Genomic DNA, 24,675 nt, shown 5'->3' on the forward strand with positions numbered 1-24,675 from the left:
AGTGGCCCAGCGCGTGAACCACGCTGGATCTAGTGATCCAGTCATCGTTGCAGTGCGCAGTAGATTGCCGCCACCTCCCAACGTCTTCACCCGAGCTTCCATCGTCTGTACGACAGATGCGTCAGCCTTTCCGCCAAGCGAAGTCTGTATGCCCGATATCTGCTGCGCCTGAGACGCCTGCGCTTGCCCCTGCTCCGTCACTTGGGTCTTCAGCTGATTGAAGCCGCTCGCCGATACATCCCCCACCTGTGTTTTCAGGCTCACCAGGTCCTGCGCAGTCGCATCCAGCGTGGTCCCCTGCTGGATCACCGTGGTCTGGAGCTGGTTGAACGCGGTTGCGTTCACGTCGCCAACCTGCGTCTTCAGGCTGGTCAAGTCCTGAGCCGTCGCCTCCAGTTTCTGGCCCTGTTGAGTGACCGTCGCGGTGAGCCCCTGGATTGCAGCGGCATTGGCATCTGCCTTGGCATTCACCCCATCAACGCCGGTCTGCAGCTGGGTGATCTGCTGCGAGGTCGTCTCTATCTTGTCCTCGGCGGTCGTGACGCGCGTCGTCAGCTGCTGCAAGGCGGTGGTGTTGGCCGCAGTTGTTCCAGCCAAATCGGTCACATCGCTGCGTAAAGCGGTGATCAGCCCTGCCTGCGACGTGATCGTCTCGTCATGCTGGGTAACCTTGGTGCTGAGATCCGATATCGCCTGAGCGTTGTTGTTGCCCTGGTCAATGATCGCCGGCAGCGAGGCATTGATGGTCGTGATCGACTGCGCCAGCGCACCGGTTGTGGTCGCCGTGGCTTCCTCGAGCGATGTGACCGAAGCAGCAGTAGCAAGCGCCCCATCCCCCGCGGGCATCCTGGCCTCCATGGTGCTGATGCGCCGCACCTGCGCGGCATCTGCCGCAACGCGGGCCTTCAGCTCCTCGTACGCCAGGCCAGAGGTCAACTGGAGCGGGTCCGAGCCGGTGTAGTTGCCTCGGATCTGCACCGCCAGCGTGTTGCGCTGGGCAGCCTCGGCAGCATCGGCCGAGATCCGGGCCTCCGTTTCGGCCTGAACCACCGCCACGGACGCCCCAGGCTGCGGGCGGCCGACAGCGACGTAGTCGATCAGGAAGTAGTTGGCCACCGATTGCTCGGTGCCCAGCTGCAGGCGAATAGCGTCGACCGTAGCCGGCCACCAGGCTATGTCCTGCACGTCCACGGTGGCCACTCCGCTGGCGTCCCACGCCGGCTCCGGGATGACGGCGCGCTTCTGCGTGCTCCATGCCTGATCCGTGGTCGTGATCCACTGTAGGGATCCGCCCCACGCCGGGCTGCCCACACGCTTCACGCGCAGCTTGACGAAGCGATAGGCGCTGCCGTCGACGGCCAAGGCCACCGGCGACTGCACCCATGGCGCGGTGGCATGGTTGGCGGGCCGCAGCCAGCCATCCACGAGCGTCGGGGGGCCGTTGCCGATCCACCCGTCAGTCGTTTGGTTGAAGGGCCAGATCTTGATGCTGTCGAATTGCGTGCCGCTGCCGGCGGCAACCTCCGACACCGAGCGGGCCAGTGACTCGTCGGCGCTCTGCCGCAGTTGCTGTTCCTGGGTGATCGCCGCTTCGCGCGCCAGCTTTTCATTCAGGATGGCGTCGACTCTTGCTTGGGCTTCCGCGCTGATCGCCTGCATAGCCTCGGTCACGCCCTGCTGCCGCAGCAGTGCCTCGGCGACCAGGTCCTGTGCAGCCTGCGCCAGCCCGGCAGCGCGTGCCGCCGCCTCGTCTGCGATCGCTTGGATGCGGGCACTGATCTCCGCCGCCAGCTTGGCCTGCTGTTCGGCCAGGTCCTTCGAAGTGGTGGGCGGTACAGCGCCCACCACGGTTCCGGTGCCTGTCTTGCCGCGAACGGTCGGGGTGATCTGGAACCACCACGTCTTGCCGCTGCCGTCGCTATAGACATAGCGCGTCTCGGTGGTGCGGTGGATCTCCGTCCAAGGGCCGTCCTGGCTATCGCTGCGCGATATGACGTAGATCACGCCCTCCAGATCGACGGCGTCCCATTCGAGCACGACGCCGTCGGCCACCGGCGTAGGATTGACCCCATTCGCCGGCGGCACGTCCGGCGCCTTGAAGGGCACCGGGAACCACGTGGAAAAGCGCGGCGCCACCGGAGACGCGGACGGCAGCCCGCCCACGCCGATTTCCACCAGCGTGAGTTTCCTTGCTTGCATTGCTGATTACCTCGCGTTGAGTGCTTCGCGCAGCGCTGAACTGCTGGCGTTGCGTACGCCCTGGGTAGTGGTGGACACGAGTTGGCGGAGCAGCTGGTTCTGCTCTGCCAGCAGAGCGTTGCTCTGCTGCACGGCGGCGGTGGTTTGTGTCTGGGCGTCGTTGTTAACGACCAGGTCGAACACGGCCCGGCTGAAGTTGTCCGGCAGCGCCTCGATCGCGTCCGCCAGCGCCCCCATGCTCGTGCCGTCCGTCTGGTTGAGGTCGCCGACCTTCATGCCGTCGATCAGGCCGCTCACGCGGCCGTACAGGCTGTTGTAATCCTGCCCGCTGGCGTAGAGATTCCGACCAAAGCCCAGCGCTGCCTGTGCGGCCGCCTGCGCGGCGCTGGTGTCGCCACCGGACACCGCCCGCTCCAGTTCCTTCATCGCTTCGCCCAGCTTCTCCTGGTCCGTCAGCGGCGAAAGGTCACTGATCGACAGGCCGTACTGCATGGCCTTCTTGTCTTTGTCGATCTGCGCCTGCAGCTTGCCCATGTTGGTGGCACGAAGCGCCTCTATCTTGGCCAGGTCCTCAGCCCGAGCGCCGGACAAGCCGAGCGCCTTGGCATAGTCGTTTGCCGACTTCACCTGCTGGCGATACGTGCGCTCGATCGACAGTGCCTGCGACTGGTACTGCGTCAGGTTGGCCGTCATCAGCTGAGTGCTCACGTCGGCCATGAGGCTGGCGTAGTTGCCGAGCAGCCCGGTCACCTTCTGCACCTGGGTGGCCAGGTCCGTGCCTGCGACGGCGGCCAGATCCTGGAAGTAGTCGACCGCCTTGTTGACCTTGTCGACCTCCAGGCCGTTGAGCGCCCGGCCCAACTCATCGGCGTTGCCAACGGCCAGCGCGATCGACGCACTGAGCGCGGTGAACACATCCGACGCCTCGAAGTAGCCGTCGAGTTGGCCACCGAACCCCGCCGCCTTGACCGCCTCGGTGTACAACCGATTGGTCATGTCGCTGAGGTATGCCTCCAGCTGCGCCTTGGCTTCAGTGGAGTCGGCCGACAACTGGAGCTTCCCCAGGTCCACCTTCACGCTGCCGAGCTTCTGGGTCAGATCCACGCCCAGCTGCTTGGCCAGATCGGTTGCAGCACCGCGGACCTGGCGCGCGGCCATATCGAACGTGCGATCGATGCCAGGGTCCAGCGCGCCGAACTGTGTCCACTTCTTGTCGCTGCGGAACAGACCGCCCTTGGCCTTGATATCGGCATAGCTCTGGCCGTCGAACCCGCCGAAGCCATAGCTACCGGTGATGCCCTGCCCGGTGACCTTGGGCGCCTGACGGCCGAACAGCTTGGCGTGGATGCTGGAGCCGGACAGGATCGACGCGACCTTGTCGTTGAAGCCCAGAGCACGGAACCCCTTGTCGGCCAAGCCGACCGCACCAGCGGTGGCGATTTTGCCGGCCCAGCTCTCACCGTTGGCGATGTTCCAGCCCTGGTCGAACAGCTGGGCGTTCTTCATCATGCCGGCGACGATCCAGCCGATGATGGGGACCGCCGCCGCTGCTGAGCCAGCAGCGCCTGCACCCGCCGCACCTGCGCCGGCTCCTGCACTGCCACCACCGATCAACCCGGAGAAGCTGGAACCGGTCATCCCGGCCATGCTGGTCACGTCGCCGAAGCCTGTCAGGGTTCCCGCTGCGGCCCCGGCGGAACGGCCGAACCCGAACAGGCCCTGGCCCTTGGAAAGCAGCCCGGCCACCGTGCTCACGTTCTGGCCGCCGGCCGCAGAGCCATTGCCGCCGAACAACCCCATCAGACTCTGCAGGTTCAAGCCACCCCCCTGCCCGTTCATCCCGTTGAGGATCTGCGTCTGGATCGGGATCACCAGCTTCTGCTGCAGGAACTCGCGGGCCAGGTCACGCAGCCCGCGCTTGGCGGCATCCTTCAGGTCGTCCCACAGGTTGTCGAAGTCCCGCATGCCGCCGGCAACGAAGTCGGCCATGGCGTCAGCGGCATCCTGCAGGGGGCGCATCCCCTCCTGCAGCGGGCGCACCCCCTGCATGGGGCGCAGCCCCTGCGCCCGGTGCAGTACCTGCCTTTCCAGCCTTGCGGCCAGCCTTCGACGGCGCAGCGGCCTTGTCGAAGTTGGCCGGAGTGACCTTGTAGACCGTGCTGCTGTTGAACCGGCGGTCACGGGTCAGCAGGCCAACGGCCTCCAGATGATCCATTGCCGTGCGCACAGCGCGCGCCGACATGCAGCAGCGAGCGGCGATGGTGCCCACCGCCGGCCAGCACACACCGTCGTCGTTGGCCTGATCAGCCAGCGATATCAGCACAGCCTTCTGCGTGACGCTCAGGCCCTGCAGCGGCCAGCACTGCGACATGATGATGGTCGACATGTCAGAGCCCCAGCATCAGGTTCTCGCCCGGCGCAACCGGCCACCAGGTGCATGCAGGCTTGCCGGTGGTTGCGCACGGCGCGGTTGGGCCGCGCCAAATGCGTCCCTCGCGGGCCAGCTCAGGCAGTCGGCGACCCAGCATGTGGCGATCGAGGCCAGTCAGCGTCGACAGATGCAGGCTGCTCTGGCCAGGATGGCGAATCACAGCAGCCTCGGTCTTGGCGTGCTGGACGCGCAGCGCTCCGCTGGCGACGAGGTCGGCAGCGGCGGCATGGCTGGTGTGCGGATCAGTGGAGCGCGCGAGCGTGCTGCTCATCGGTACTACCTCGTGGAGTCTTCGGGACGTTTCAGGCCCTGAAAAGGGACAACTTCGCCGTTACTTCTCGGGAGCCGGTAGCGGCGCCCAAGTTCGCCGCGTGCCAGCTCTGTTGCAGCCTCCTCGGGAGTGATCCCCCGCGAGGCCGCGTATTGATCAAGCTGCTTTCGCTGGTCGCGCGACAGCTGAATTTCCATGGACCCTCCCCAGGGACTCGTTGGGTCCTTCAGGCCACATCACGGTCGGGGCTACGCTGTTCCAACGCGGCAAGGCCGGCCAGCACCAGGTCACGAACGAACACCGCGGGCTGACGCCCGTTGAAGTTCGCTGCCGCATCGATCAAGGCCTTTTCCGTGTCGTTGAACCGGACCTTGATCGGGTTGTCACGAAGGTTCGAAGGATCTGCGTACATATCCGTATGAGAGTTCAGGAGGGAGTTGTGAAACGAACTGCTACAGCGCGCGGCAAGTCAGGCCGCATCAACCGGGACGATTCGGTCATGGTCGAAATCCGTGGGTGCTACGGGATCAGGCGGTTTGGGCTCTCCGCCGAGCAGGCGCTGGATCTGCGGCAGCGCGGGCAACGCACCGTCTTCCGGCCACGCTTCCACCTGTTCGGCCGGAAGCTGCAGCAAAGTGGCCAGGTGCCTGTCGCTGGCAATACCCAGACGAGCGCGCAGCGCGCGCTTGCTCATGCGACTGTCAACCAGGTGGCGAATGGCTGCGCCTTCCGCCGAACCGCTTTGGAGGAACCGGCTCGAATGCAACTTCAGCAACGCAAAGGCACTAGCAGCTCGTGGAGACTGTGATCGCCCTGTGGCGAGATCACCTACGGTTGATCCAGCTGCGCCAATCGCCTCGCCGATCTGGGCATACGTCATGCCCGCCGACTGAAGCTCACCGATGATGGAAGCCCAAGATTTGTCCATACCGACCACACTACGGTATTCCGTAGGCGCCAGTCAACGGCATTCCGTTACGGAGTTCCGTTCAAATGATGAAATGGAGACTATTGGCACAAGAATTCGCGCAGAGCGCGAAGCCCAGGGGATCAGTCGCGGTGAGCTGGCGAAGTTCGCCGGCATCGCGCCGACCACTCTTTCGAATCTTGAACTGGGCCTATCGAAATCCAGCACCGCCCTCCACAAGATCGCCGCTCGGCTCGGCGTCCATACCGATTGGCTGGAAACCGGGCGCGGCCCCAAGGGCAGCGATGGGGTCCCCGTCGCATCGTTCTCGGAGACTGAGACGCCACCCGGCTATGTTCGCTTCGACTTGTTCGAAGGGGGTGCGGGAATGGGCGCAGGGATGGTCAACCAGGACTACCCAGAGGTGGTGAAGACCATCGAGGTCGCAGAATGGGAAGTTCGCAGGAAGCTCGGTTACCTACCCAAGCCAGGCAGGATCCAGATCATCACCGGCCGCGGGCCGTCGATGAAGCCCAAGCTCGAAGACGGCGACATTGTCTGGATCGACACCAGCTGCGACTACTTCGATGGCGACGACTACTACCTGATCAACATCGGGGGCGAGACGCAGATCAAGATGCTGCAGAAACGCGGCGACGGTCTCTACGTCGTAAGCGTCAACACCGACTTCCCGGCCTACCGTCCGGATCCGGGCGACGTGAGCATCCTAGGGAAGGCGCTGATCCATGCAGGCCTGCGGAAGTTCTAAGTAGCGAAGAAATTCTCACTACCGTCCCAATTTGGGACAACCAAAAAAAGCCCCGCCGAAGCGGGGCTTTTTGTGAACCGTAGCGGTGAAGTTACATGCCTCCGCAGGCAACCTTCTTCTGCATAAAAGAATCGACAGGCGGGCTGGATTCTTCGTCTGCCTGGGCCGCACTCATCTTGGACTGCAGATCGGCCATGATCTCCTTCACTTCCGAAGTCGCGAAGCGCGACAGCAGGTCTCTGATCATGGGCTGATACGCGATCCCATGATGTTCCGCGATCATCTTCAGTCCCTCAATGAGGGGTACTGGCAGGCGAATCGAAACCAGCTTCATCGCCATTGCCTGATTGAAATCGTTCTGCACGCTCTGCGGCGCGACGGCCACGTGCTCCTCGCTACGCCCATACTCGCCATCGTCCCAGGCGGCGTTGATCTGCTGATCAATCATGTGCGTGTTCATGTTGCTTCCTCAAAAGTCTGTGGGTTGCCCGTACTTCCGATAGATCCTCAATTCGGTCTCATTCGGCGGGTAGCAAGTTCGCAGGTAGAAGTCGCCCTTCGGTACATAGCAGACCTTCAACAGCCGCCGCTTATTCGTCGGGGCGATGAACCATACGGTCTGAGGATCGGTCTTGTGATCCTCCCTGGTATCGATCAGCAACTGACCTGTCATGTTGGAAAAGCACTGATGGACTTCGGCCTCGTTGACATCGTGCTTCTCTTCCAGCTTCTTCTTCACTTCCTTGGAAATTACGATCTTCACCATTCCATGGCCCTCCCTGCTGAGCGGAGCATTCTAGCTAGCACACGCCCGTATATACAAGCCCCCTCCTTTGGGGTTCATACATATATGTGCCTAGCATCAGCTCTGTATATACACCATACCTGATGGCAGGTGATCCGCCTGTGCACGAAGTCACGTCTTGGGTTACCCGAGTTGGGGCCTGTTTAACGTTAAACGGGTAGAGGTGAGGTCCAGCCATTGTTGCAGCCTGGCTCAGCCGTATCACTTGCAGGGGTGGTCGAGCCGTTCATGAACCAAATTCCGTAGATTCATAATTCACTACGGAATTCCGTTTGACATGGCATTACGGTATTCCGTAGTCTTGCGCTGTCGCCCACCACCACCACCCCATCCCGGGGCCGGGCGCAGGAGATCACGCATGGCCACCCTTTCCTTGGGCTGCCGATCGGCAGAGATGAAAGTCACCGCTGACCACGTCAGCGAACGCGTCATCGCAGACATGGGCGCTGCCCGCCTGCACCTCACCGCCGACGAGGCGGAGCAGCACGCGCACCAGCTGCAGGCAGCAGCTAAGCAGCTGCGCGCTGCACTCCAGGATGCCGCCGCATGAGCGCCGCCCTCGCCAACCACTCCAACGCTCAGCGCGCCGCTGCAGCCGCAGGCATCGTCGCCCGCGCCGGGCGCCGCTGGGGCCTCCTCCCCTACCAAGTCGTCGTCGCCGCGAGCATCGCCGCCAATGCCGTCCTACGGCAGGGCAAGAGCGCTGCAGGTGCTGTCGCCGCCGCTCGCCGCGCAGCGCGCGTGCAGGCAGGTGCTGCATGAGCGCACCCAACGCCCCGAGCTTCGCCATCATCGAAGTGCCTGGCTGCGGCATGCGCCTGCGCGCCATGAAGGATGAAGGCGGCTGGAGTGTCTCAGGCTGGCGCCGCACCCACGGCGCCAAGGCCATGGTCATGTTCGCAGCTGCGGATGCCGCGCCGACCTTCAGCGAGACCGCTGGCCAGCATCACGTTATTGCCGGCCGTACCTACATCGCAGTCCCGCCTGCAAGCCGGAAGAAGCTGCAGGCGTTCATTGCATCCACCGAGGGCGCAAGCGCCCAAGGCGGGGCCGAATGAGCCGTCAGTATCGCGACGATCACCCGGCTCTGGACACTCATCTCTCGGTGCTGGAAGGCGCCGCCATGGACGCGTTTGATGCCGGCTGGGACGCATACCCACCAGGTGCGCGCTGCATCGTTCGCTCACAGCGCTATGGCCACCCGCCGGTCGAACGGGAGGCATTGATCGTTAGCACCACTGTCCACCTGCACATGAGCGTCAACGGAAGGCCGTGGGCTTCGATCAATGTGCGCACGAAGAACCTGAAAACCGGGAAGTACCGCGTGTTCTACCCGTCCGTCGAAGTCGCCGGCAAGCCGAGCGTTCGCGTTATAGGCGGCCAGCCGTGACCGAACACGACTTCTTCGCCGCCATGGCCGTCGGCATCCCGCCCATCACCCCGCCCGCGCCGGCCGAGCGCACCAGCGAACAGGAGACCGAGTAATGCGCCACCTGGCCCTGCCCTTCTTCTGCGTCGTGTTCCTCGGGGTCGCCCTCGGCGAAGCATTCGCCAACGGCGTCAGCTCGCGATTCGGCGCCGCCTTCCTGGTCGCAGCAATCCTGTGGGCCGTCATCGCCTACATCGAGATCCGCGCGGCATGGCCACCGTTCGCCACGGCAATGAGTCGCCGTCGCGAACAACGGCGGGAAGGCTGGAAGCCGCCCGTGCGGAACCCTGGGCCGCCAGCCGCTCCAGTCTGCACCGACGACACCCACTAATCCCCTGCCCTGCGCTCTCCCCCTGTAGCGCAGGGAACCCGCGCCGGCCGGGTTCCAACAGCCGGCAACCCATTCCACATCGAGATCTGCCATGACCACTTCTGTCGTTGTCGATTTCCACACCGAACCCGAGTTCCCCAAGCTGGACAACGGCGAGCGCCCAAGGATCGAACTGATCCGCGAACAGGTCGCCAGCTACGTCGAGGGCTACACCGTGGCCAAGGGGCACAAGCCCGCACGCATCGTCCTGCAGGCCCAGGACCTCATGCACTGCCAGCGACGGGTCCGGGCTCGCATGCAGAAGCCCCATCGCGACCAAGCAAAGGCCGAGTGGCAGGAGCGTCGCAAAGCCGGGTCGAAGGAGCGTTGGCGCGACGCCAAGCCCGAGCCCGTTGCTCTGGACGGCATGACCTGGTGCGGCATCCCCATCGAAGGCGTCGGCTACAGCCGCCATCGCGCCGTCGACAAGCACTGACCCATGGCCAAGCCGGTCCAGATGGACATTTTCGACGACGACCCAGCGCGCGAGGCAGCCGCCTGGCGCGTGCAGGCGGAAGAGTCGCTGAAGCACTTCCAGTTCCCCGAATCGATCCGTCTGGAACGGCACGCCTACTACCTCGGCGTGGCCGAACAACTTGAAGCCAGGGCGCGCGGCGCGCGCTCCACCAACAGCAAGGACATGCAGTGATGACAGACGATCGCGAGCACCTAGCGGTGATGGCGCTGATCAAGACCGAGGCGGCGAGCAGTTACTACCAAACGCTCACGAACTACTGCGAACGTCTATTGCAGCAATCGCACCATATCCGCAACGGCGCGCTGCATCTTTTCTTGGGTTCGCTTCAACAATGCGTACGTAGCAACCCACGCCTCACCCTCGTAGGTCACTGGGTCATCAAACCAGTGGTCGGGCGCGATGTACTCGCCCAAATCTTCGCTGAGCTCCCTGAAATGGTAGTAAGCGCTCTGCGCGGCATGACCCGCCGCCCCCAGCAGCCCTATCGAAGGCAGGACCTTCTCAAGATCGGCGAACCTCTCACGAAGATACCCGACACCAAAGTCCTCTCCCGACTCGTCGGTGCCTATGAAGCCTGGCTTGCGCCCGCCATCAAGCTGTGTGAGCGCCCAAGTAAGAGTCCTCTCGGCCTTCTTGAACTCAGGAAGAACTACCAAGGCAGCATTTCTTGCCGTGGCAGCTGCGGCCGCTCGCGCATCGCGCTGGGAGCGAAAGAACAGCCAAACACTCACCGCTACGCCAACCATCGAACCCGCACCACTCACCCAATCCGCAACGCTGCCCAGTTCCATGTCCGCCCCCTTCAACGCCTGCCACAAAGATACCCAAATTTTCGGGGGTCAGTTCATGCCTGATCTCCTTCCGATCCTTGTGGCCTGCGAGTACAGCGACACCGTGGCGTCAGCCTTCCGCGCGTTCGGTTTCGATGCGTACTCGTGTGATCTTCGTCCTAGCGAAGGCGATCCGCGCTGGCACATCCAAGACGACGTGCGGAACCACCTGCAGGCCGGCCGCTGGCTGGCGATGGTGGCCCACCCCTACTGTACCTTCAACACGCTGGCCGGTATCCGCTGGATGTACCACCCGGACGACACCGCGCTGCCGCAGCCTGACCGCCGCCGGCACCCGAAGTACCCGAACCGGATGCGTGACTTCCTGGAGGGCGCACTGCTGTTCGCCGACCTGATGGCAGCGCCCGTAGAGTTCATCGCCGCGGAGAACTCGAAGCCGCATGGCCTGGCCATGAGCGTTCTGGGCCGGCCGACGCAGACTGTGCAGCCGTACGACTTCGGCAGCCCCTTCACCAAGGGCGCCACGCTCTGGCTGAAGAACCTACCGGCGCTGGTGGCAACCCACACAAAGGCCCAGGTGATCGAGCAGCACGGGAAGATCGAGGCCCGTTGCCACCTGATGCCACCAGGTCCGGACCGCGAGAAGGAGCGCTCGCGCTTCGATCCGGCGATTGCCGCGGCCATGGCCCAGCAGTGGGGGGGGCACATCCTCGAAACGAAGGCAGCAAACCGCACGCAGGTCACCGTGCCTGTCGATCTGTTTGCAGCTGCATGAACACCGCCACCGAGCAGCTGCGCGCTGCGCTGGCCACGAACTGAAGGATTACAGCATGACCGCACCACTGCCCATTTCCGCGGCCACGGCCGTCGAGGCCACCAAGGCATCGTCGCCTGTCGCCGCGGTTGTCTCTGCCATGCGACGTATCGACCCTGCCGGTGACCCGGTTGCAGCCGACCAGGTGCGCGCTTGGGCTGACACCCTGCTGAAAGCGCTCTACACCGCTCAGCCAGTGCGCTGGGAGTACCGCAACAAGGACGATCACCGGCCTGGCTGCTGGATGCAGGCCGACGCAGGGCACGTGTACGGCGCACAGCAGCGCGGCCTGGTTGTCCGCGCCCTGTTCGAGACACCGCGCGTAATCCAGCCCGAGAAGGTCCACGACTTCCAGCGCAATGAGTGCACACGCTGCGGCATGAGCCAGGACTGGGCAGGCCCGGATTGCTTCCCGCCGGACAAGAAGGTCGATCCGCGCACCCTGCTCCCGTTCGACCCGTCCTGGCTGGTCCAGCCACTGCAGTGGCTCAGGGACGCGCCGGCCAACCTCAACGCCTACGACCGCCGCCACCGTGCAGCGCAAGCCGCCTTCCTCCTGGAAAAGCTCCAGGCCCACATCGAGGAGTGCAACAAGCCATGACCCAGGAACATATCAGCCACCCGGAAGGGTTGCCGAACTGCGCCGCCGGCCACCGAGCGCGCCACATCCACGACAAGCGCTGCGCTTCCGCCGGCGGGGGCCACCTGGTCGAGTGCGCATGCAGGGCGACCAGCAAGCATGCCGATCCGGACAAGGCCATCGCAGCGTGGCGCCGGCTCAACCGTCCGGCGCGCAGCGCACGCAAAGGGCAACCGGCGCTGCCGGAGAACGTGCTGCAGCTGCCGCTCCTGGGTTCGCCACGGGAGGTGCGCCGTGTCGGTGGCTGAAAAGATCATGCGCCCTGGAGCACACGGCGATGTGGCCGAGCTAACAGGCGCACACACCAAGCGCAGGCAGATTCAGAATCTGGCCCGCAATGGCATCCCGCATACCATCAATGCGGCCGGATGGCCGGTGGTTATGTGGTCGGCAGTCGATGGCTCGGCGAAGAAAGCGCCCGAGGCAGACGGCGCTTGGTCAAGCAACGCTATGAGGCCCGCAGCCTAATGGGACGACGCTCTAAGGATCCAGGTGCTATCCCACACATGCGGAAGCGTGTGCGGGGCAAGACCACGTATTACTTCTTCGACCACGGCGGCAAGCCGCGCCGCGAAACAGCGCTGGGTAAGAGTTATCCAGAGGCTGTGCGCAAGTGGGCCGAGCTGATGGCGACCGAGGCTGCTGTGCCGGAGATCGTTACTTTTCGCGATGCAGCCAAGCGGTACAAGCAATTGGTCATCCCGAAGAAGCGCGCATCAACGGCCAAGGTCAATCTGGCGGAGCTGGCGAAACTCGAAGAATTCTTCTGCAATCCGCCTGCGCCGCTGGCCAAGATCAGGCCGCTGCACGTTCGTCAGTATCTGGACTGGCGAACCAAAAACGGGACGGTGGCCATGGTCAGCGCCAACCGCGAGAAGGCGCTGCTGAGCCATCTGTGGAACAAGTGCAGGGAATGGGGCTTCACCGACGCGGAGAACCCTTGCAAGGGTGTGCGTGGCTACGGCGAAGCAGGCCGCGATGTATACGTCGAAGACGACGTCTACCGGGCAGTGTGGGATGCAGCAGATCAGCCGCTGAGAGACGCGCTGGATCTGGCCTATCTCACCGGTCAGCGCCCTTCGGACGCACTCAACATGGATAGACGCGACGTGCGCGATGGCTTCCTGCACATCAGCCAGAGCAAGACGAGGCACAAGCTGCGCATTGCGATTGAAGGGGAGCTGGCCGAACTACTCGTGCGCTTCAGCGCCAGGACGTTCAAGCGGCGAGGCAAGCAAAAGGGTGCTGCGATCGTGCACACAGCGCTGCTTCTGGATGAGTATGGCCAACCCCTGAGCAAGGGTCAGCTGCGGAGCCGTTTCGACGCAGCGCGCGCGCGCGCAGGCGTTCCCAAGGTGGAGTTCCAGTTCCGTGATCTGCGCGCAAAAGCCGGAACCGATAAAGCCGATGCGGCAGCGGACATTCGCCAAGCACAGCGCCAGCTGGGACACGCGTCCGTAGTTATGACCGAGAGCTACACAAGAAAAAGGAAGGGGGAGAAGGTGTCCCCAACAAAGTGAGTTGGGGCGTAACAGGCAATGGAACTACGGCCCCCTCACGGCCTGTACGGAGTGCGAGAGCTATGTACCTTGCCAGAAAGTCGTGGTTTCCCTGCGGCGGTGCATAAGCGCCTCATCGCATGCTGCGCGATTGCTGAACCGCCAGTGGGCCCCAACAGAATCGCCTCTACGATCTCCTCCAAATGCAGCGGTTTGCCGACAGACTTCGTTCCCAGCCTAAGCTTCAGCTTGGGCTGAATCCCCTTAGGGGTGATCGCGTAGCTCATCAACGCCTGATACTGGTCGCCTGTATCGTCCGCAGTCGGGTCGTACACAACCCTCCATTCCTTTTCTTCGCTGAACGTCTTGTGCTTCGAGAATAGAGCAGCTCTGCGGAGACGAGCGTAGTAGGCCCACACTACTCGCCTGAGTTGAGATGCATCTGCTTGAGGCCCGAGCGCCCTGATGGCATCTGCGGTCTTTGCGATTGCCCAATCCATCCAAGCAAATCGCTCTTCCGTCGAGCGGTATTCGACAGGAGCGATGACCAATGGTGAGCTCGTGTCCTCCACTAGCTTCGAAGAATCGAAGACTATGGCTACACCTCCCCCATCAGCCCCGTAGGCTCGCCACATCGATAGCAGGCCGTCTTGATCTCCGGGCTCATGCTCACTGAAACAAGCAATATAGGTGTCATATGAGTAGGTCGTCCCGTCCTGATCTCTCGCTTCCTGGAGCGCTTCGATCACTACTCGGTACTGGTCTTCCGAAGAGACGGCTTGTGAGATCGCCCTACTATCAAAGAACCTATCAGTTCCGTTTATCAAGCCCCACCGTAGTTCCTCATGATCGTTCATGACGAACGGGTGTGACATCCAGAACTCATCACCTTTGATGATGGCTTCAGCCACGAACAAGCTAGTGTAATGCGCAAGCTTGGGGGTGACGGCTGGAAAGTGCTTCGAAGGATCGAGATCAGAGGTAAGGTCGGCCCAGAGGCCCTCAATGATCGATTCAGCGCTTCGAACTGTCATACGGACCTCAAGGCTTCACTGGTCCGCGAACTCTCGCAGAGCAGCGAAGACCAGACAAGCCGCCCCCAGCAGATCGGACGAGCTTTGCGGAAATAATGTCCCATTGCGGAAAAGAAAAAGGGCTCCGGATCGCTCCGAAACCCTTGTCTCGCAATGGTGGGCCGTGAAGGATTCGAACCTTCGACCAAAAGATTAAAAGTCTTCTGCTCTACCGACTGAGCTAACGGCCCATTGCACTGCCCCAGCCTTTCGGCGGGGTGGGCATTCTACCCTACTTTACCGGGCCGGGTGAAACCCTGGTGCGTCGAGGTTGCCGGCCAGCGGCCGGCACTACCCGATCTGGTGAGCCCGCTTAAACCTTCTGGGCCTCACGCGCATCCCAGCTGTGATTCCTGCCCGGAGCCACGGATGCGCCTGCCCTTCTGCCTCATTGCCGCCCTGTTGCTGCCCTGTGCGGCACTGGCCGCCCCATCCCAGGTCGTCACCGACGACATCGGCCGCTTCTGGGCCACTTATGACGCTGTGCGCGCCGAGCCCGGCGTTGAACGCCAGGTCGCACTGGTGCAGGAGCGCTACATCGATCCAGGCAGCCCCGGCCTGCATGCGCTGAGGCAGGTCCGTAACTACACCGCCCGCGAATACGCCGAGGCCATGCGTGCGTGGCCGCGCTTCTGGACGTCGGTACGCCCATTGACCGCCAACGCGCAGCAGGCCAGCGCCACACTGGAACGGGACCTGGCCGCCTTCCGCACGCTCTACCCCGCCCTGCGCCCGGCCACCATCACCTATGCCGTGGGCGTGCTGCGTACTGGCGGGACCACGCTGGGTGACAAGGTACTGATCGGTGCGGAGATGGCGCTGGGCGATGAACGCGTGGACGTGAGCGAGCTACCGGAGCCGATGCGCAGCCGCCTGCGGATCTTCTACGACAGCCGTCCGGGGGCGAACAACGCGCAGAACAACCTGCACGAGTACGTGCATACCCAGCAGCGCGAGACTACCGGCAGCCTGGCGCAGTACGCGGTGCGCGAAGGCGTGGCGGAGTATGTGGCCGAACGGCTGAGTGGGCGTCGGCCGGCGCTTCCGCTGTACAGCTACGGGCCCGCGCACGAAGCGGAAATCCGCACGCGTTTCGTCGCTGAAATGGACGGCGGGGATCTGGACAACTGGCTGTACAACAGCGCCGGTAATCCGTTCGGGGTGAGTGATGTGGGGTACTACGCCGGCTACCGTATCGCGCAGGAGTACATGCGCCAGCAGAAGGATGAGAAGGCTGGGATCGCGCGGATGATCGAGCTGGATTATGCCGATCCGGGGGCGGTGCGGGCGTTTATTGAAGCATCGGGGTGGTTGCGGCAGCGGTAGCGCCGGGCCGTGTCTGGCGGACAGTGCCAACCAAGGTTGGCACCCACCAGAGTCAGACCTGCCCGGCGAGTCAGCCAGTGCGAACCAACGGTTCGCACCCACCGAGGGAGCGATTCGCACCCACCATCTGGGAATTCACACCCATCAGGGAAGCCGGCCAGCGGCCGGCACTACCAGGGGCGGTCAGGCGTACAGCGTCGGGTCGGGCACGCCGGCTTCGGCGAAGCCCTGCGCGCGCAGGCGGCAGGCATCACAGTGGCCGCAGGCGGCGCCGTTGGCGTCGGCGTTGTAACAGGACACGGTCAGGCCGAAGTCCACGCCCAGGCGCACGCCTTCGCTGACGATCTGGCCCTTGCTGAGGAACTGCAGCGGCGCGTGTACCTTGATGCCCGCACCTTCCACGCCTGACTTGGTGGCCAGGTTGGCCAGCGCCTGGAACGCGGCCACGAACTCGGGGCGGCAGTCCGGATAGCCGGAGTAATCCACGGCGTTGACGCCGCAGAAGATGTCGTTGGCGCCGAGCACTTCGGCCCAGCCGAGGGCCAGCGACAGCATGATGGTGTTGCGTGCCGGCACGTAGGTGACCGGAATGCCGGCACCACCGGCCTCGGGCACGTCGATGTCGTCGGTCAGTGCCGAGCCGCCGATGCTGCGCAGGTCCACGTCCACGGTCTTGTGCGCGACCACGCCCTGGGCCTTGGCCACGCGGGCGGCGGCATCCAGTTCGGAGGTATGGCGCTGGCCATAGCGCACGCTCAGGGCATGCACGGCAAAGCCCTGTTCCTGGGCCATGGCAATGACGGCGGCTGAATCCATGCCGCCGGAGAGAAGCACGACTGCCTTCTTCATGGGTAAAACATCCGGTTGGGAGGGGAAAGCCAGCACGCTGTCCCGCGCCGGAGCTACATCAGGGAACGCCGCGCGGGCTCATCGGCCCGGCTCGTCGTTCCACAGGATTTTATGCAACTGCATCTGGAAGCGCACCGGCAGGCGGTCTTCGACGATCCAGTCGGCCAGCTGGCGCGCGGTGACCTCGCCCTTGCTGGGCGAGAAGAACACGGTGCAGCGCTTCACCAGCTCGTGCTCGGCGACCAGGGCCTTGGCCCAGTCGTAGTCCTCGCGGCTGCAGATGACGAACTTGATCTGGTCGCGTGCGGTCAGCAGCGGCAGGTTTTCCCAGCGGTTGCGCGCCACTTCGGCAGACCCCGGCGTCTTGATGTCGACCACGCGCGATACACGCGGGTCCACCGCGCTGACGTCCAGCGCGCCGGAGGTTTCCAGCGAGACGTCCATGCCGGCGTCGCACAGCTTCTGCAGCAGCACCAGGCAGCGCTTCTGCGCCAGCGGCTCGCCGCCGGTCACGCAGACGTGGCGCACGCCCTGGGCCAGCACCTCGGCCACGATGTCGTCGATGTCCCACCAGGTGCCGCCATGGAAGGCATAGGCCGTATCGCAGTACTGGCAGCGCAGCGGGCAGCCGGTCAGGCGCACGAACACGGTCGGCCAGCCGGCGGTATCGGCTTCGCCCTGCAGCGAGGTGAAGATCTCGGTGATCTTCAGGCGCGGCAGCGGCGACTGCACGATGTCGCTGGGGGTAGCGACGGCGTTGGACGGGGTAACGGCGGTCATGGCAAACAATTCTTCATGGGACGGGCGACCGATTTATCGGCGCCGGAAACGAAAGCAGCCGAGCATGGGCTCGGCTCTACAGGAGGCTGCCGGAAATCAGCCCGGCGCCAGGGTACGCATTGTACGCCCGGTCAGCGGATCAACGGATCTGCTTGCCGAGGCGGATGGACTGCAGCCGATCCTGGGCGGTGCGCGCGGCGTCCGAGCCCGGGTACTGCGCCACGACGCTCTCCAGCGTCTGCTGGGCCTGGTCGACCTTGCCCTCGCCATACTGCGAGAGGCCAACCTTGAGCAGGCCGCCAGCGGCCTTGTCGTGGGTCGGATAGCGCGCGAGCAGTTCACGGAACTGGGTCTCGGCCATCGGGAAATTGCGGGTGGCGTAGTAGCTCTCGCCCAGCCAGTACAGCGCGTTCGGCGCGTAGACGCCGTTCGGGTACAGCTGCAGGAAGCTCAGGAACAGCTGCGCCGAATCATCGTACTTGCCGGCCTTCAGCGAATCGAAGGCGACGTTGTAGGACGTGCGCTCGTCGCCGGTGGCGGCAAGGCTGCCGGCATCACCATGGACGGAAGGCGGCCGCTCGGAAGTGGCCGCCGCTGCGGGTTTTGCCGGGGCCGGTGCGGCCTTCGGCGCGCTCGCCGGAACGGGCGGCAGGGCCGGGGCGGCATTGCCCCCTTCCAACCGGTTCAGGCGGCTGTCCAGATCCAGGTACTGGTCCTGGGCGGACTGCTTGAGCTGGGCGTTGTCGTGCTGCAACTGCTCGATCGAGGCCTGCAGGCTGGTGACCTGCTGCCGCAGCTGGTTGATCTGGTTCAACAGGTCCTGGTTGGCACTGTTGTTGTACATCTGCTGCTCGAGCGCGCCGACACGGTCAGCCAGGCTCTGTCGCTGTGCATGCGCCGGTGCGGCAGCCACGAGGGCTGCCGCAACGACCAGCATCAGTTTGATGCCAATGCGCATGGATTACTGCGCGGTGTAGACGATTTCGACGCGACGGTTCTGCGACCAGCAGGACTCGTTCGACTCGGTGCAGACCGGACGCTCTTCACCGTAGGAAACGACGGTCAGCTGCGAAGCCGAGCCACCGTTGGCCTGCAGGGCCGAGTTGACGCCGTTGCCACGACGCTCACCCAGGGCCTGGTTGTACGCGCGCGAACCGCGCTCGTCGGTGTGGCCCTGCAGGGTGATGCGCGAGGACGGACGGTCACGCAGGTACTTGGCGTGGCACGCCATGATGGCCTGGAATTCCGGCTTCACGTCTTCCTTGTCCAGGTCGAAGTAGACAACGCGCTGGCGCAGGCAAGCGTCGGTATCCAGGTCGCCCGGGCCGTACAGGCCCGAGGTCGACGGACCGGTCGGGGTGGTGGTCGAGGTGCCGGTGTCGACCGGGGCTGCCGGCTCTTCCTTCACCTTCTTCGAGCAACCGGCCAGGACGGCCACAGACAGCAGGGAAACAAGCAGAACGCGGGTGGACTTGTTCATGGCGATACCTTTGTGGCTCCTAGGCCGATGAGGGGTTCAAGACAACGAAAATATTAACACTCTTTTAGCGCTGGGTACGGTATGGGGACCATGCCGGCTCGCGCACATCACCATCGGCCAGGACCAGGCGCTGGCGAACCCGCGCATCGGCCGAGACGGCATACAACACACCACGGCCACCTTCGCGGGCGGCGTACAACACCATGCTCGCGTTGGGCGCAAAGCTCGGCGATTCATCCAGCGAGCCCGGGGACAGCGTGCTCCAGCGCGGCGAACCCAGCGAGCTGTCCATCACCGCGATCTTGTAGCTGTTGCCCGAGCCCTGGGCGACGGCGATCTTCTTGCCGTCGTAGGACACCGAGGGCTTGGCATTGTAGTTGCCCTGGAAGGTCACGCGCTCGGCGCTGCCGCCGCCCGCGCCGACCTTGTAGACCTGCGGACGGCCGCCGCGGTCGGAGGTGAAGTACACCGCGCTGCCGTCCGGCGCCCAGGTCGGCTCGGTATCGATGGCGAAGTGGTTGGTAAGCTGGGTCAGCTGCTTGCTGCCCAGGTCCATCACGTAGATTTCCGGGTTGCCCGAACGCGACAGGGTCAGGGCCAGCTTGCGGCCGTCCGGCGAGAACGCCGGGGCGCTGTTGATGCCTCGGAAGCTGGTGACGAGCTCACGCGCGCCGGTGCCGATGTTCTGGATGTAGATCGCCGAGTTGCCACGCTCGAAGCTGACATAGGCCAGCTTGCTGCCATCCGGGCTCCACGACGGCGACAGCAGCGGCTCGGCCGAGCGCACGATGGTCTGCGGATTGAAGCCATCGGAGTCGGCCACCATCAGCGCGTAGCGCATGGCGTCGCCCTTGCCGCTGGCGGTCACGTAGGCGATGCGGGTCCAGAAGGCGCCACGGATGCCGGTGATCTTCTCGTAGATGGCGTCGGCCATCTGGTGGGCGACGTCACGCATGGCGTTGCCACGGGCGGTCATCGCCAGGCCCAGCAGGCGCTCACCCTTGGGCACGTCGAACAGTTCGTACTCGACGCGGTAGGCACCGGCACCGGCGTCGAGCACGCGGCCGACCACGATGTAGTTCTGCTTCAGCGCGCGCCAGGTGGCGAACTGGATGTCGCCGCCGCGCACCGGCTTCTCGACGATCTGCGCTTCGGGCAGCGTACGGAACTGGCCCGAACGCTCCAGGTCGGCACGGACCACGCCGGCGACGTCGGTCTGCGGTGCAGCCGACGACCCCTGGTAAGGCATCGGCACGATGGTGATCGGCAGCGCGGAAGCATTCCCGCCGATGATGTCGATATCCAGCCCCTTCTGCTGCGCGACGGCAGCAAAGGGCAGCAACAGGGCCGCAAACACGGCAAGCCAGCGAGGCATCTTTTTCATGGAGCGCTCAATAGGGGGAAACCGGAACGAGGGATAACAAAGCGGCAGTGAACCGCTTCGCAATCATGAACCAAGGGTACGTGAATTCCGGGTCAGTTCCAGCCCGTCCTCTCACGCACCGTTAACGTCGTGGCTAACATCGCGCCCGTCTGCCCCGTCACGCCGCCCTGCGGGGCGGTGTTCGACAGCAGCCCACAGCCTGCCCGGTCGAGACCTGGCCTGCCAGAGGCAAGCGCGACATCCGTGGACGCGGGCAGCGGAGAGCCACCCTGCCCTGCCCGCCTCAGCGATCCTGGGCGGTGAAGGTGAAGTTGAGCGTGCGTGCGAACACCGACTCGAAGCCGCGGTACGGCAGCGGCTGCGCGTTGAGCACGGCGGCCTCGATCGAGCGCTTGCCGGCCTCGTCGTACGGGCAGTTCGGGCTGACCTTGGCCTGCATCACCGTGCCACCCGGAATCTGGGTGATGGTGATCTGGCAGCGCTGGCCCAACGGCACCGTATCCGGGCGCACCCACTGCGACAGCACCTTGGCCTGGATGGCGGCTGCGTACTTGGCCGAAAGGTCGTCGCTGTTGCCACCGCCACCGGCGGCCGGCTGCGAGGCACCACTGGAACCGGCAGCGGCACTGCCTGCGGCATTGCGCGCGGCGGCCACCTGGCGCAGCTTCTGCTCGGCCAGCTTGGCTTCCTTCTCGGCCTGCTCGCGGCGGGCACGGATCTCGGCGATCTTCTTCTGCTTCTCGGCCTCGGCCTTGTCAGCGGCCACGCGCTCCTGCTCGGCCTGCTTCTTCTTCTCGTCCGCTTCCTGCTGCTTGGCCAGGCGCAGCTTCTGCTCCGCTTCTTCCTGGCGCTTGCGTTCGGTCAGGTCGATCTGTTCCTGGCGGCGCTTGGCTTCCTGTTCCTGCTTGGCCTTCTCCTGGGAGATGGCCAGCGCACTCACCGCTTCCTGATCCTTGGTATCCGGCTGCGCGACACGCTCCTGCGCCTGTTGCTGCTGCGGCGTGGGGGCGTCCTGTGGGCGCGGTTCCGGGATCGGCTGCGGCGGCGGAATGGTGTCTTCCGGCACCGGGATGGGCTCGGCCACCGGCGGCGGCAGGTCTTCCAGCTTTTCCGACTGGCGCAGGGCCTGGCGCGCAGCGGAGGCCTCCGACGCGGACAGCGCCAAGCTGGCCTCGACCGACGGATCACCGGCGGCGGCGTCGGTGTTGCGCTCGGGCGACCAGAACCAGGCCACGATGAAGACCAGCGCGACCAGCAGGTGCACCAGCAACGCCAATGCCAGGGGCAGGCCCCAGCCGGGTTCGCGCTGATGCGGGGGTGGCAGGGCGTCAGCGTGCATCGGTGGCCAGGCCTACCTTGTCTACCTTGGCGCGCTTGATCACATCCATCGCGGCGATGACCTTTTCATAGGCCACGGCACGGTCGGCGGCGACGATCACGCGCACGCCCTTGTCCTGGGCGGCGATGCCGGCCAGCCGGCCTTCCAGTTCCTCGGCCGACACGGCGGTCGGTTCCTTGGCATCGGGCAGCTTCAGGCTGAGCTGGCCGTCCTGGCGCACCGAGACGATCACCGGGTCCTGCTTGCTCTCCAGCGCCTTGGCGTTGGACTGCGGCAGGTCGACGTCGAAGCTCAGGGTGAGCAGCGGCGCGGTGACCATGAAGATGATCAGCAGCACCAGCATGACGTCGATGTAGGGAACGACGTTGATTTCCGATTTCAGCTTGCGGCGCTTGCGGCGACCGATGGCAGCGGACATGGCTTGGACTCCCGGGTCAGGCGCTTACTCGTCGCCAGCGCTCTGGCGCTGCAGGATGGAGCTGAACTCTTCGGCAAAGGTCTCGAACCGCACCGACATGCGCTCAACGCGCGTGGTGAAGCGGTTGTAGGCCCACACCGCCGGGATCGCCACGAACAGGCCGATGGCGGTAGCGAACAGTGCCTCGGAGATGCCCGGCGCGACGGCGGCGATGCCGGCCTGCGCACCACTGCTGATCATGTCGTGCATGGTCACCATGATGCCGAACACGGTGCCGACCAGGCCCACGTACGGCGCGGTCGAACCGATGTTGGCCAGCAGTTCCAGGTTGCGCTCGAGCTGGTCCACTTCGCGGGTATAGGTGGTGCGCATCGCGCGCTGCGCGCCTTCCAGCTGTGCGCGGCCATCCAGGCGGCGCTTGTCACGCAGGCGGGTGTATTCGCGGAACCCTGCTTCGAAGATGGCTTCCAGGCCGGTCACGCTGCGGCTGCGGTCGGTGGCCGCGCTGTACAGCTTGCCCAGGTCCGCGCCGGACCAGAAGCGGTTCTCGAACTCGTCGGCTTCGCGGGTGGCCTGCTTGAACACGCGGGCCTTGCGGAAAATGATCACCCAGCTGACGAACGAGCCGACCAGCAGCAGCAGCACGATGATCTTCACCGGCAGGCTGGCCTTGGCCATCAGTTCGAGGTAGTTGATGCCGCCGCCGGTGGTGGCCTGGGCAAGGGTCTGTGTCGCGGCGTTGCTGACGTCGGCCGGCAGTGCCTCGGTGACCGTGGCCTGCAGGGCCAGGAGCGTTGCGATCATCCGTTGTTCCTCAGTGTTCGGATTCGGGGTGGAGGTGGGGTTGCAACACGGCAAGGACGGCCTCGTCCATGCCACGCGGGCGGAAACTGGCCGCGTCCAGTGCGGCGATGCGGACCTGGGCCGACAGCAGCAATTCGCCGTCGCGCAGGATCTGCTGGTCGAAGACCATGCTGGCCTTCTTCAGCTGGACCAAACGGGCGCTCACCTGCAGGGTGTCATCCAGCCGTGCCGGCCTGATGAAATCCATCTGCATCGAGCGCACCGCGAAGACCATCCCGTGCTCGGCGCGCATGCGCTCCTGGCCGTAGCCGAGCGAACGCATCCATTCGGTCCGGGCCCGTTCCATGAAGGCCACGTAGCGGGCGTGGTAGACCACGCCGCCAGCGTCGGTATCTTCCCAGTAAATGCGTGTCGGCCAACTGAATAGTGGCTCAACCGACATCGGGAACCTCCGCGAACAGGTCCTGCGGCGGGTTCTTCGGCTTCAGACCCATGTGCCGGTAGGCCTTGTGGGTGGCCATGCGGCCACGCGCGGTACGCACCAGGAAGCCCTGCTGGATCAGGTACGGCTCGACCACGTCTTCCAGGGTGCCACGCTCTTCGGACAGCGCCGCGGCCAGCGATTCGATGCCGACCGGGCCACCGTCGAAGTAGTCCACCATCGTTTTCAGCAGCCGCCGGTCAAGCTCGTCGAAGCCTTCCGGGTCGACCTTGAGCATCTTCATCGCGGCCTGGGCCACGGGCTCGTCGATGTGGCCACCGGCCTTGACCTGCGCATAGTCGCGCACGCGTCGGAGCAGGCGGTTGGCGATACGCGGGGTACCACGCGCGCGGCGCGCGATCTCCCCTGCCCCATCGGCGGTGCAGTCGATGCCGAGGATGCTGGCGGAGCGGCGCACGATACGGGTCAGTTCCTCGACGCTGTAGAACTCCAGGCGCTGGACGATGCCGAAGCGGTCGCGCAGCGGCGCGGTCAGCAGGCCGGCGCGGGTGGTGGCGCCGATCAGGGTGAACGGCGGCAGGTCGATCTTGATCGAGCGGGCGGCGGGGCCCTCGCCGATCATGATGTCGATCTGGAAATCTTCCATCGCCGGGTACAGCACTTCCTCGACCACCGGCGACAGGCGATGGATCTCGTCGATGAACAGCACGTCGTGCGGCTGCAGGTTGGTCAGCAGCGCAGCCAGGTCGCCGGCCTTTTCGATCACCGGGCCGGAGGTCACGCGCAGGGCCACGCCCAGTTCGTTGGCAATGACATGGCTGAGGGTGGTCTTGCCCAGGCCCGGCGGCCCGAAGATCAGTACGTGGTCGAGCGCGTCGCCACGCCCCTTGGCCGCCTGGATGTAGATTTCCATCTGCTCGCGCACCGGCACCTGGCCGAGGTAGTCGGCAAGGCGCTTGGGGCGGATGCTGGCGTCGGCGGCGTCATCCTCGCGGGTGGCGCCGGCGCCGATGATGCGGTCGTCGGTCATGTGCTGATTATGCGGCAAAAGTGCGGGTTTCGGCCGGGCTGCGCCCGGCGCCCGCAGAGGCAACTGCAACAGCAACTGCCGGAGCAACAGCCAAAGCTGGCTTCCTGGGGGATGGCGGGGTGGGTCCGGTTGCGGGGGACGCTGCAAGTACGTCCATGTAAGCTCGGTCGCCGCATCCATGCGGCTCACGCCCCCCGCAACCGGACCCACCCCGCCTTCGACAGATCTGCGCAATCTGCCGGAATGGCATGGCCTGTTCTTGGTGGGTGTCGACCTTGGTCGACACGGTAGATCCACACCGTGCGTGGATGGCGCTGGATGGAACGAACCGAACTCGGGGTCGGATC

33 protein-coding genes and 1 tRNA gene are annotated in these 24,675 nt (G+C 64.6%); 14 read left to right on the top strand and 20 right to left on the bottom strand.

Going from position 1 to position 24,675, the window contains the following annotated elements; all coding sequences use genetic code 11:
* The 5 genes from AC5P5S_RS15175 to AC5P5S_RS15195 form a co-directional block, all read right to left on the bottom strand.
* Window positions 1-2,199, bottom strand: a 2,199-nt coding sequence (locus AC5P5S_RS15175; protein WP_495276333.1) for a sialidase family protein, incomplete at its 3' end; no start/stop codon positions are given.
* A 6-nt stretch (window positions 2,200-2,205) separates the two neighbouring features.
* Window positions 2,206-4,071: a hypothetical protein gene (locus tag AC5P5S_RS15180; protein ID WP_495276334.1), complete on the bottom strand. Its 1,866-nt coding sequence runs from the start codon at window positions 4,069-4,071 to the stop codon at window positions 2,206-2,208.
* Window positions 4,072-4,192: 121 nt separating this feature from the next.
* The gene (locus AC5P5S_RS15185; RefSeq protein ID WP_495276335.1) at window positions 4,193-4,585 is read right to left on the bottom strand and encodes a helix-turn-helix domain-containing protein; all 393 of its coding nucleotides are present in this window, start codon (window positions 4,583-4,585) and stop codon (window positions 4,193-4,195) included.
* Window position 4,586: 1 nt separating this feature from the next.
* Window positions 4,587-4,901 (bottom strand): winged helix-turn-helix domain-containing protein, encoded by a 315-nt coding sequence (locus AC5P5S_RS15190; RefSeq protein WP_227415979.1) that lies wholly within the window; start codon window positions 4,899-4,901, stop codon window positions 4,587-4,589.
* Window positions 4,902-5,370: 469 nt separating this feature from the next.
* Complete coding sequence (locus AC5P5S_RS15195; RefSeq protein WP_495276336.1) at window positions 5,371-5,595, bottom strand: hypothetical protein; 225 nt, start codon at window positions 5,593-5,595, stop codon at window positions 5,371-5,373.
* 208 nt (window positions 5,596-5,803) lie between these two features.
* Between AC5P5S_RS15195 and AC5P5S_RS15200 the strand changes: the two genes are divergently transcribed.
* Window positions 5,804-6,577: a S24 family peptidase gene (locus tag AC5P5S_RS15200; protein WP_495276337.1), complete on the top strand. Its 774-nt coding sequence runs from the start codon at window positions 5,804-5,806 to the stop codon at window positions 6,575-6,577.
* Between the two features lie 91 nt (window positions 6,578-6,668).
* On the opposite strand, the gene AC5P5S_RS15205 is transcribed toward AC5P5S_RS15200, so the two are convergent.
* Both AC5P5S_RS15205 and AC5P5S_RS15210 read right to left on the bottom strand, forming a co-directional pair.
* Window positions 6,669-7,037: a CopG family antitoxin gene (locus tag AC5P5S_RS15205; protein ID WP_155761194.1), complete on the bottom strand. Its 369-nt coding sequence runs from the start codon at window positions 7,035-7,037 to the stop codon at window positions 6,669-6,671.
* 9 nt (window positions 7,038-7,046) lie between these two features.
* Window positions 7,047-7,343 carry an ADP-ribosyl-(dinitrogen reductase) hydrolase gene (locus tag AC5P5S_RS15210; protein WP_065186870.1) on the bottom strand — a complete coding sequence of 99 codons (297 nt, stop codon included), beginning with the start codon at window positions 7,341-7,343 and terminating at the stop codon, window positions 7,047-7,049.
* Window positions 7,344-7,776: 433 nt separating this feature from the next.
* On the opposite strand from AC5P5S_RS15210, the gene AC5P5S_RS15215 reads away from it, so the two are divergent.
* The 7 genes from AC5P5S_RS15215 to AC5P5S_RS15245 all read left to right on the top strand — a co-directional run bounded on the left by AC5P5S_RS15215 (window position 7,777) and on the right by AC5P5S_RS15245 (window position 9,830).
* On the top strand, window positions 7,777-7,932 hold the full coding sequence (locus AC5P5S_RS15215; protein ID WP_478456688.1) for a hypothetical protein: 156 nt from the start codon (window positions 7,777-7,779) through the stop codon (window positions 7,930-7,932).
* Window positions 7,929-8,144: a hypothetical protein gene (locus AC5P5S_RS15220; RefSeq protein ID WP_495276338.1), complete on the top strand. Its 216-nt coding sequence runs from the start codon at window positions 7,929-7,931 to the stop codon at window positions 8,142-8,144. The genes AC5P5S_RS15215 and AC5P5S_RS15220 overlap by 4 nt, the downstream gene beginning before the upstream one ends.
* Entirely contained in the window at window positions 8,141-8,440 is a 300-nt protein-coding gene (locus AC5P5S_RS15225; protein WP_495276339.1) for a hypothetical protein, read from the top strand. The genes AC5P5S_RS15220 and AC5P5S_RS15225 overlap by 4 nt, the downstream gene beginning before the upstream one ends.
* The gene (locus AC5P5S_RS15230; RefSeq protein WP_049454781.1) at window positions 8,437-8,772 is read left to right on the top strand and encodes a hypothetical protein; all 336 of its coding nucleotides are present in this window, start codon (window positions 8,437-8,439) and stop codon (window positions 8,770-8,772) included. The genes AC5P5S_RS15225 and AC5P5S_RS15230 overlap by 4 nt, the downstream gene beginning before the upstream one ends.
* 94 nt (window positions 8,773-8,866) lie before the next feature.
* Window positions 8,867-9,142: a hypothetical protein gene (locus AC5P5S_RS15235; RefSeq protein ID WP_495276340.1), complete on the top strand. Its 276-nt coding sequence runs from the start codon at window positions 8,867-8,869 to the stop codon at window positions 9,140-9,142.
* Window positions 9,143-9,233: 91 nt separating this feature from the next.
* Window positions 9,234-9,617 (top strand): hypothetical protein, encoded by a 384-nt coding sequence (locus AC5P5S_RS15240; RefSeq protein WP_049454785.1) that lies wholly within the window; start codon window positions 9,234-9,236, stop codon window positions 9,615-9,617.
* 3 nt (window positions 9,618-9,620) lie between these two features.
* Complete coding sequence (locus AC5P5S_RS15245) at window positions 9,621-9,830, top strand: hypothetical protein (protein WP_267257563.1); 210 nt, start codon at window positions 9,621-9,623, stop codon at window positions 9,828-9,830.
* 95 nt (window positions 9,831-9,925) lie between these two features.
* Here the strand turns inward: AC5P5S_RS15245 and AC5P5S_RS15250 are convergent, their stop codons facing one another.
* A complete protein-coding gene (locus tag AC5P5S_RS15250) occupies window positions 9,926-10,450 on the bottom strand; it encodes a hypothetical protein (RefSeq protein WP_267257564.1) in 525 nt (174 codons plus the stop codon).
* Between AC5P5S_RS15250 and AC5P5S_RS15255 the strand changes: the two genes are divergently transcribed.
* Genes AC5P5S_RS15255 through AC5P5S_RS15275 form a run of 5 tightly spaced genes read left to right on the top strand, consistent with a single transcriptional unit; the run spans window position 10,449 to window position 13,424 of the window.
* Entirely contained in the window at window positions 10,449-11,225 is a 777-nt protein-coding gene (locus AC5P5S_RS15255) for a hypothetical protein (RefSeq protein WP_495276341.1), read from the top strand. The two genes, AC5P5S_RS15250 and AC5P5S_RS15255, sit on opposite strands and share 2 nt — an antisense overlap.
* Window positions 11,226-11,280: 55 nt before the next feature.
* Window positions 11,281-11,865 carry a hypothetical protein gene (locus tag AC5P5S_RS15260; protein ID WP_099470481.1) on the top strand — a complete coding sequence of 195 codons (585 nt, stop codon included), beginning with the start codon at window positions 11,281-11,283 and terminating at the stop codon, window positions 11,863-11,865.
* The gene (locus AC5P5S_RS15265) at window positions 11,862-12,152 is read left to right on the top strand and encodes a hypothetical protein (protein WP_099470482.1); all 291 of its coding nucleotides are present in this window, start codon (window positions 11,862-11,864) and stop codon (window positions 12,150-12,152) included. Before AC5P5S_RS15260 ends, AC5P5S_RS15265 begins: the two co-directional genes overlap by 4 nt.
* Window positions 12,153-12,159: 7 nt before the next feature.
* A complete protein-coding gene (locus AC5P5S_RS15270; RefSeq protein WP_227860217.1) occupies window positions 12,160-12,372 on the top strand; it encodes a DUF4224 domain-containing protein in 213 nt (70 codons plus the stop codon).
* Window positions 12,372-13,424 carry a tyrosine-type recombinase/integrase gene (locus AC5P5S_RS15275; protein WP_099470483.1) on the top strand — a complete coding sequence of 351 codons (1,053 nt, stop codon included), beginning with the start codon at window positions 12,372-12,374 and terminating at the stop codon, window positions 13,422-13,424. The genes AC5P5S_RS15270 and AC5P5S_RS15275 overlap by 1 nt, the downstream gene beginning before the upstream one ends.
* Before the next feature lie 35 nt (window positions 13,425-13,459).
* On the opposite strand, the gene AC5P5S_RS15280 is transcribed toward AC5P5S_RS15275, so the two are convergent.
* Both AC5P5S_RS15280 and AC5P5S_RS15285 read right to left on the bottom strand, forming a co-directional pair.
* Complete coding sequence (locus tag AC5P5S_RS15280) at window positions 13,460-14,437, bottom strand: DUF2971 domain-containing protein (RefSeq protein WP_099470484.1); 978 nt, start codon at window positions 14,435-14,437, stop codon at window positions 13,460-13,462.
* Between the two features lie 154 nt (window positions 14,438-14,591).
* Window positions 14,592-14,667 (bottom strand) — tRNA-Lys (locus AC5P5S_RS15285).
* 178 nt (window positions 14,668-14,845) lie between these two features.
* Here AC5P5S_RS15285 and AC5P5S_RS15290 point away from each other — a divergent pair.
* The gene (locus AC5P5S_RS15290; RefSeq protein WP_062605811.1) at window positions 14,846-15,802 is read left to right on the top strand and encodes a DUF2268 domain-containing putative Zn-dependent protease; all 957 of its coding nucleotides are present in this window, start codon (window positions 14,846-14,848) and stop codon (window positions 15,800-15,802) included.
* Window positions 15,803-15,985: 183 nt separating this feature from the next.
* Here AC5P5S_RS15290 and queC read toward each other — a convergent pair whose 3' ends face one another.
* The 10 genes from queC to ruvB all read right to left on the bottom strand — a co-directional run bounded on the left by queC (window position 15,986) and on the right by ruvB (window position 24,328).
* Window positions 15,986-16,651 (bottom strand): 7-cyano-7-deazaguanine synthase QueC, encoded by a 666-nt coding sequence (gene queC / locus AC5P5S_RS15295; RefSeq protein WP_005410745.1) that lies wholly within the window; start codon window positions 16,649-16,651, stop codon window positions 15,986-15,988.
* 78 nt (window positions 16,652-16,729) lie between these two features.
* Complete coding sequence (queE, locus tag AC5P5S_RS15300) at window positions 16,730-17,431, bottom strand: 7-carboxy-7-deazaguanine synthase QueE (RefSeq protein ID WP_033832979.1); 702 nt, start codon at window positions 17,429-17,431, stop codon at window positions 16,730-16,732.
* A gap of 139 nt (window positions 17,432-17,570) precedes the next feature.
* Window positions 17,571-18,389, bottom strand: a complete 819-nt coding sequence (gene ybgF / locus AC5P5S_RS15305; RefSeq protein ID WP_005414274.1) for a tol-pal system protein YbgF — start codon at window positions 18,387-18,389, stop codon at window positions 17,571-17,573.
* A 3-nt stretch (window positions 18,390-18,392) separates the two neighbouring features.
* Complete coding sequence (gene pal, locus AC5P5S_RS15310) at window positions 18,393-18,911, bottom strand: peptidoglycan-associated lipoprotein Pal (RefSeq protein ID WP_005410748.1); 519 nt, start codon at window positions 18,909-18,911, stop codon at window positions 18,393-18,395.
* Window positions 18,912-18,975: 64 nt separating this feature from the next.
* Window positions 18,976-20,295, bottom strand: a complete 1,320-nt coding sequence (tolB, locus tag AC5P5S_RS15315; protein WP_062605809.1) for a Tol-Pal system beta propeller repeat protein TolB — start codon at window positions 20,293-20,295, stop codon at window positions 18,976-18,978.
* A 283-nt stretch (window positions 20,296-20,578) separates the two neighbouring features.
* Window positions 20,579-21,634 carry a cell envelope integrity protein TolA gene (tolA, locus tag AC5P5S_RS15320; RefSeq protein WP_005410750.1) on the bottom strand — a complete coding sequence of 352 codons (1,056 nt, stop codon included), beginning with the start codon at window positions 21,632-21,634 and terminating at the stop codon, window positions 20,579-20,581.
* Window positions 21,624-22,052 (bottom strand): protein TolR, encoded by a 429-nt coding sequence (tolR, locus tag AC5P5S_RS15325; protein WP_005410751.1) that lies wholly within the window; start codon window positions 22,050-22,052, stop codon window positions 21,624-21,626. Before tolR ends, tolA begins: the two co-directional genes overlap by 11 nt.
* Before the next feature lie 24 nt (window positions 22,053-22,076).
* A complete protein-coding gene (gene tolQ / locus AC5P5S_RS15330; protein ID WP_005410752.1) occupies window positions 22,077-22,856 on the bottom strand; it encodes a protein TolQ in 780 nt (259 codons plus the stop codon).
* A gap of 10 nt (window positions 22,857-22,866) precedes the next feature.
* A complete protein-coding gene (gene ybgC, locus AC5P5S_RS15335) occupies window positions 22,867-23,298 on the bottom strand; it encodes a tol-pal system-associated acyl-CoA thioesterase (RefSeq protein WP_062605806.1) in 432 nt (143 codons plus the stop codon).
* Window positions 23,288-24,328 carry a Holliday junction branch migration DNA helicase RuvB gene (gene ruvB / locus AC5P5S_RS15340; protein ID WP_005410754.1) on the bottom strand — a complete coding sequence of 347 codons (1,041 nt, stop codon included), beginning with the start codon at window positions 24,326-24,328 and terminating at the stop codon, window positions 23,288-23,290. The genes ybgC and ruvB overlap by 11 nt, the downstream gene beginning before the upstream one ends.
* Window positions 24,329-24,675 lie beyond the last annotated feature (347 nt).

The sequence above is a fragment of the Stenotrophomonas sp. YJH_SMC_54 genome (assembly GCF_059368435.1).

What these genes read in the sequence shown, in the direction of transcription:
- AC5P5S_RS15185 (WP_495276335.1), bottom strand. Translation starts at nt 4,585, where the DNA reads ATGTCGACCATCATCATGTCGCAGTGCTGGCCGCTGCAGGGCCTGAGC.
- AC5P5S_RS15190 (WP_227415979.1), bottom strand. Translation starts at nt 4,901, where the DNA reads ATGAGCAGCACGCTCGCGCGCTCCACTGATCCGCACACCAGCCATGCC.
- AC5P5S_RS15195 (WP_495276336.1), bottom strand. Translation starts at nt 5,595, where the DNA reads ATGAGCAAGCGCGCGCTGCGCGCTCGTCTGGGTATTGCCAGCGACAGG.
- AC5P5S_RS15200 (WP_495276337.1), top strand. Translation starts at nt 5,804, where the DNA reads ATGATGGAAGCCCAAGATTTGTCCATACCGACCACACTACGGTATTCC.
- AC5P5S_RS15205 (WP_155761194.1), bottom strand. Translation starts at nt 7,037, where the DNA reads ATGAACACGCACATGATTGATCAGCAGATCAACGCCGCCTGGGACGAT.
- AC5P5S_RS15210 (WP_065186870.1), bottom strand. Translation starts at nt 7,343, where the DNA reads ATGGTGAAGATCGTAATTTCCAAGGAAGTGAAGAAGAAGCTGGAAGAG.
- AC5P5S_RS15215 (WP_478456688.1), top strand. Translation starts at nt 7,777, where the DNA reads ATGAAAGTCACCGCTGACCACGTCAGCGAACGCGTCATCGCAGACATG.
- AC5P5S_RS15220 (WP_495276338.1), top strand. Translation starts at nt 7,929, where the DNA reads ATGAGCGCCGCCCTCGCCAACCACTCCAACGCTCAGCGCGCCGCTGCA.
- AC5P5S_RS15225 (WP_495276339.1), top strand. Translation starts at nt 8,141, where the DNA reads ATGAGCGCACCCAACGCCCCGAGCTTCGCCATCATCGAAGTGCCTGGC.
- AC5P5S_RS15230 (WP_049454781.1), top strand. Translation starts at nt 8,437, where the DNA reads ATGAGCCGTCAGTATCGCGACGATCACCCGGCTCTGGACACTCATCTC.
- AC5P5S_RS15235 (WP_495276340.1), top strand. Translation starts at nt 8,867, where the DNA reads ATGCGCCACCTGGCCCTGCCCTTCTTCTGCGTCGTGTTCCTCGGGGTC.
- AC5P5S_RS15240 (WP_049454785.1), top strand. Translation starts at nt 9,234, where the DNA reads ATGACCACTTCTGTCGTTGTCGATTTCCACACCGAACCCGAGTTCCCC.
- AC5P5S_RS15245 (WP_267257563.1), top strand. Translation starts at nt 9,621, where the DNA reads ATGGCCAAGCCGGTCCAGATGGACATTTTCGACGACGACCCAGCGCGC.
- AC5P5S_RS15255 (WP_495276341.1), top strand. Translation starts at nt 10,449, where the DNA reads ATGTCCGCCCCCTTCAACGCCTGCCACAAAGATACCCAAATTTTCGGG.
- AC5P5S_RS15250 (WP_267257564.1), bottom strand. Translation starts at nt 10,450, where the DNA reads ATGGAACTGGGCAGCGTTGCGGATTGGGTGAGTGGTGCGGGTTCGATG.
- AC5P5S_RS15260 (WP_099470481.1), top strand. Translation starts at nt 11,281, where the DNA reads ATGACCGCACCACTGCCCATTTCCGCGGCCACGGCCGTCGAGGCCACC.
- AC5P5S_RS15265 (WP_099470482.1), top strand. Translation starts at nt 11,862, where the DNA reads ATGACCCAGGAACATATCAGCCACCCGGAAGGGTTGCCGAACTGCGCC.
- AC5P5S_RS15270 (WP_227860217.1), top strand. Translation starts at nt 12,160, where the DNA reads ATGCGCCCTGGAGCACACGGCGATGTGGCCGAGCTAACAGGCGCACAC.
- AC5P5S_RS15275 (WP_099470483.1), top strand. Translation starts at nt 12,372, where the DNA reads ATGGGACGACGCTCTAAGGATCCAGGTGCTATCCCACACATGCGGAAG.
- AC5P5S_RS15280 (WP_099470484.1), bottom strand. Translation starts at nt 14,437, where the DNA reads ATGACAGTTCGAAGCGCTGAATCGATCATTGAGGGCCTCTGGGCCGAC.
- AC5P5S_RS15290 (WP_062605811.1), top strand. Translation starts at nt 14,846, where the DNA reads ATGCGCCTGCCCTTCTGCCTCATTGCCGCCCTGTTGCTGCCCTGTGCG.
- queC (WP_005410745.1), bottom strand. Translation starts at nt 16,651, where the DNA reads ATGAAGAAGGCAGTCGTGCTTCTCTCCGGCGGCATGGATTCAGCCGCC.
- queE (WP_033832979.1), bottom strand. Translation starts at nt 17,431, where the DNA reads ATGACCGCCGTTACCCCGTCCAACGCCGTCGCTACCCCCAGCGACATC.
- ybgF (WP_005414274.1), bottom strand. Translation starts at nt 18,389, where the DNA reads ATGCGCATTGGCATCAAACTGATGCTGGTCGTTGCGGCAGCCCTCGTG.
- pal (WP_005410748.1), bottom strand. Translation starts at nt 18,911, where the DNA reads ATGAACAAGTCCACCCGCGTTCTGCTTGTTTCCCTGCTGTCTGTGGCC.
- tolB (WP_062605809.1), bottom strand. Translation starts at nt 20,295, where the DNA reads ATGAAAAAGATGCCTCGCTGGCTTGCCGTGTTTGCGGCCCTGTTGCTG.
- tolA (WP_005410750.1), bottom strand. Translation starts at nt 21,634, where the DNA reads ATGCACGCTGACGCCCTGCCACCCCCGCATCAGCGCGAACCCGGCTGG.
- tolR (WP_005410751.1), bottom strand. Translation starts at nt 22,052, where the DNA reads ATGTCCGCTGCCATCGGTCGCCGCAAGCGCCGCAAGCTGAAATCGGAA.
- tolQ (WP_005410752.1), bottom strand. Translation starts at nt 22,856, where the DNA reads ATGATCGCAACGCTCCTGGCCCTGCAGGCCACGGTCACCGAGGCACTG.
- ybgC (WP_062605806.1), bottom strand. Translation starts at nt 23,298, where the DNA reads ATGTCGGTTGAGCCACTATTCAGTTGGCCGACACGCATTTACTGGGAA.
- ruvB (WP_005410754.1), bottom strand. Translation starts at nt 24,328, where the DNA reads ATGACCGACGACCGCATCATCGGCGCCGGCGCCACCCGCGAGGATGAC.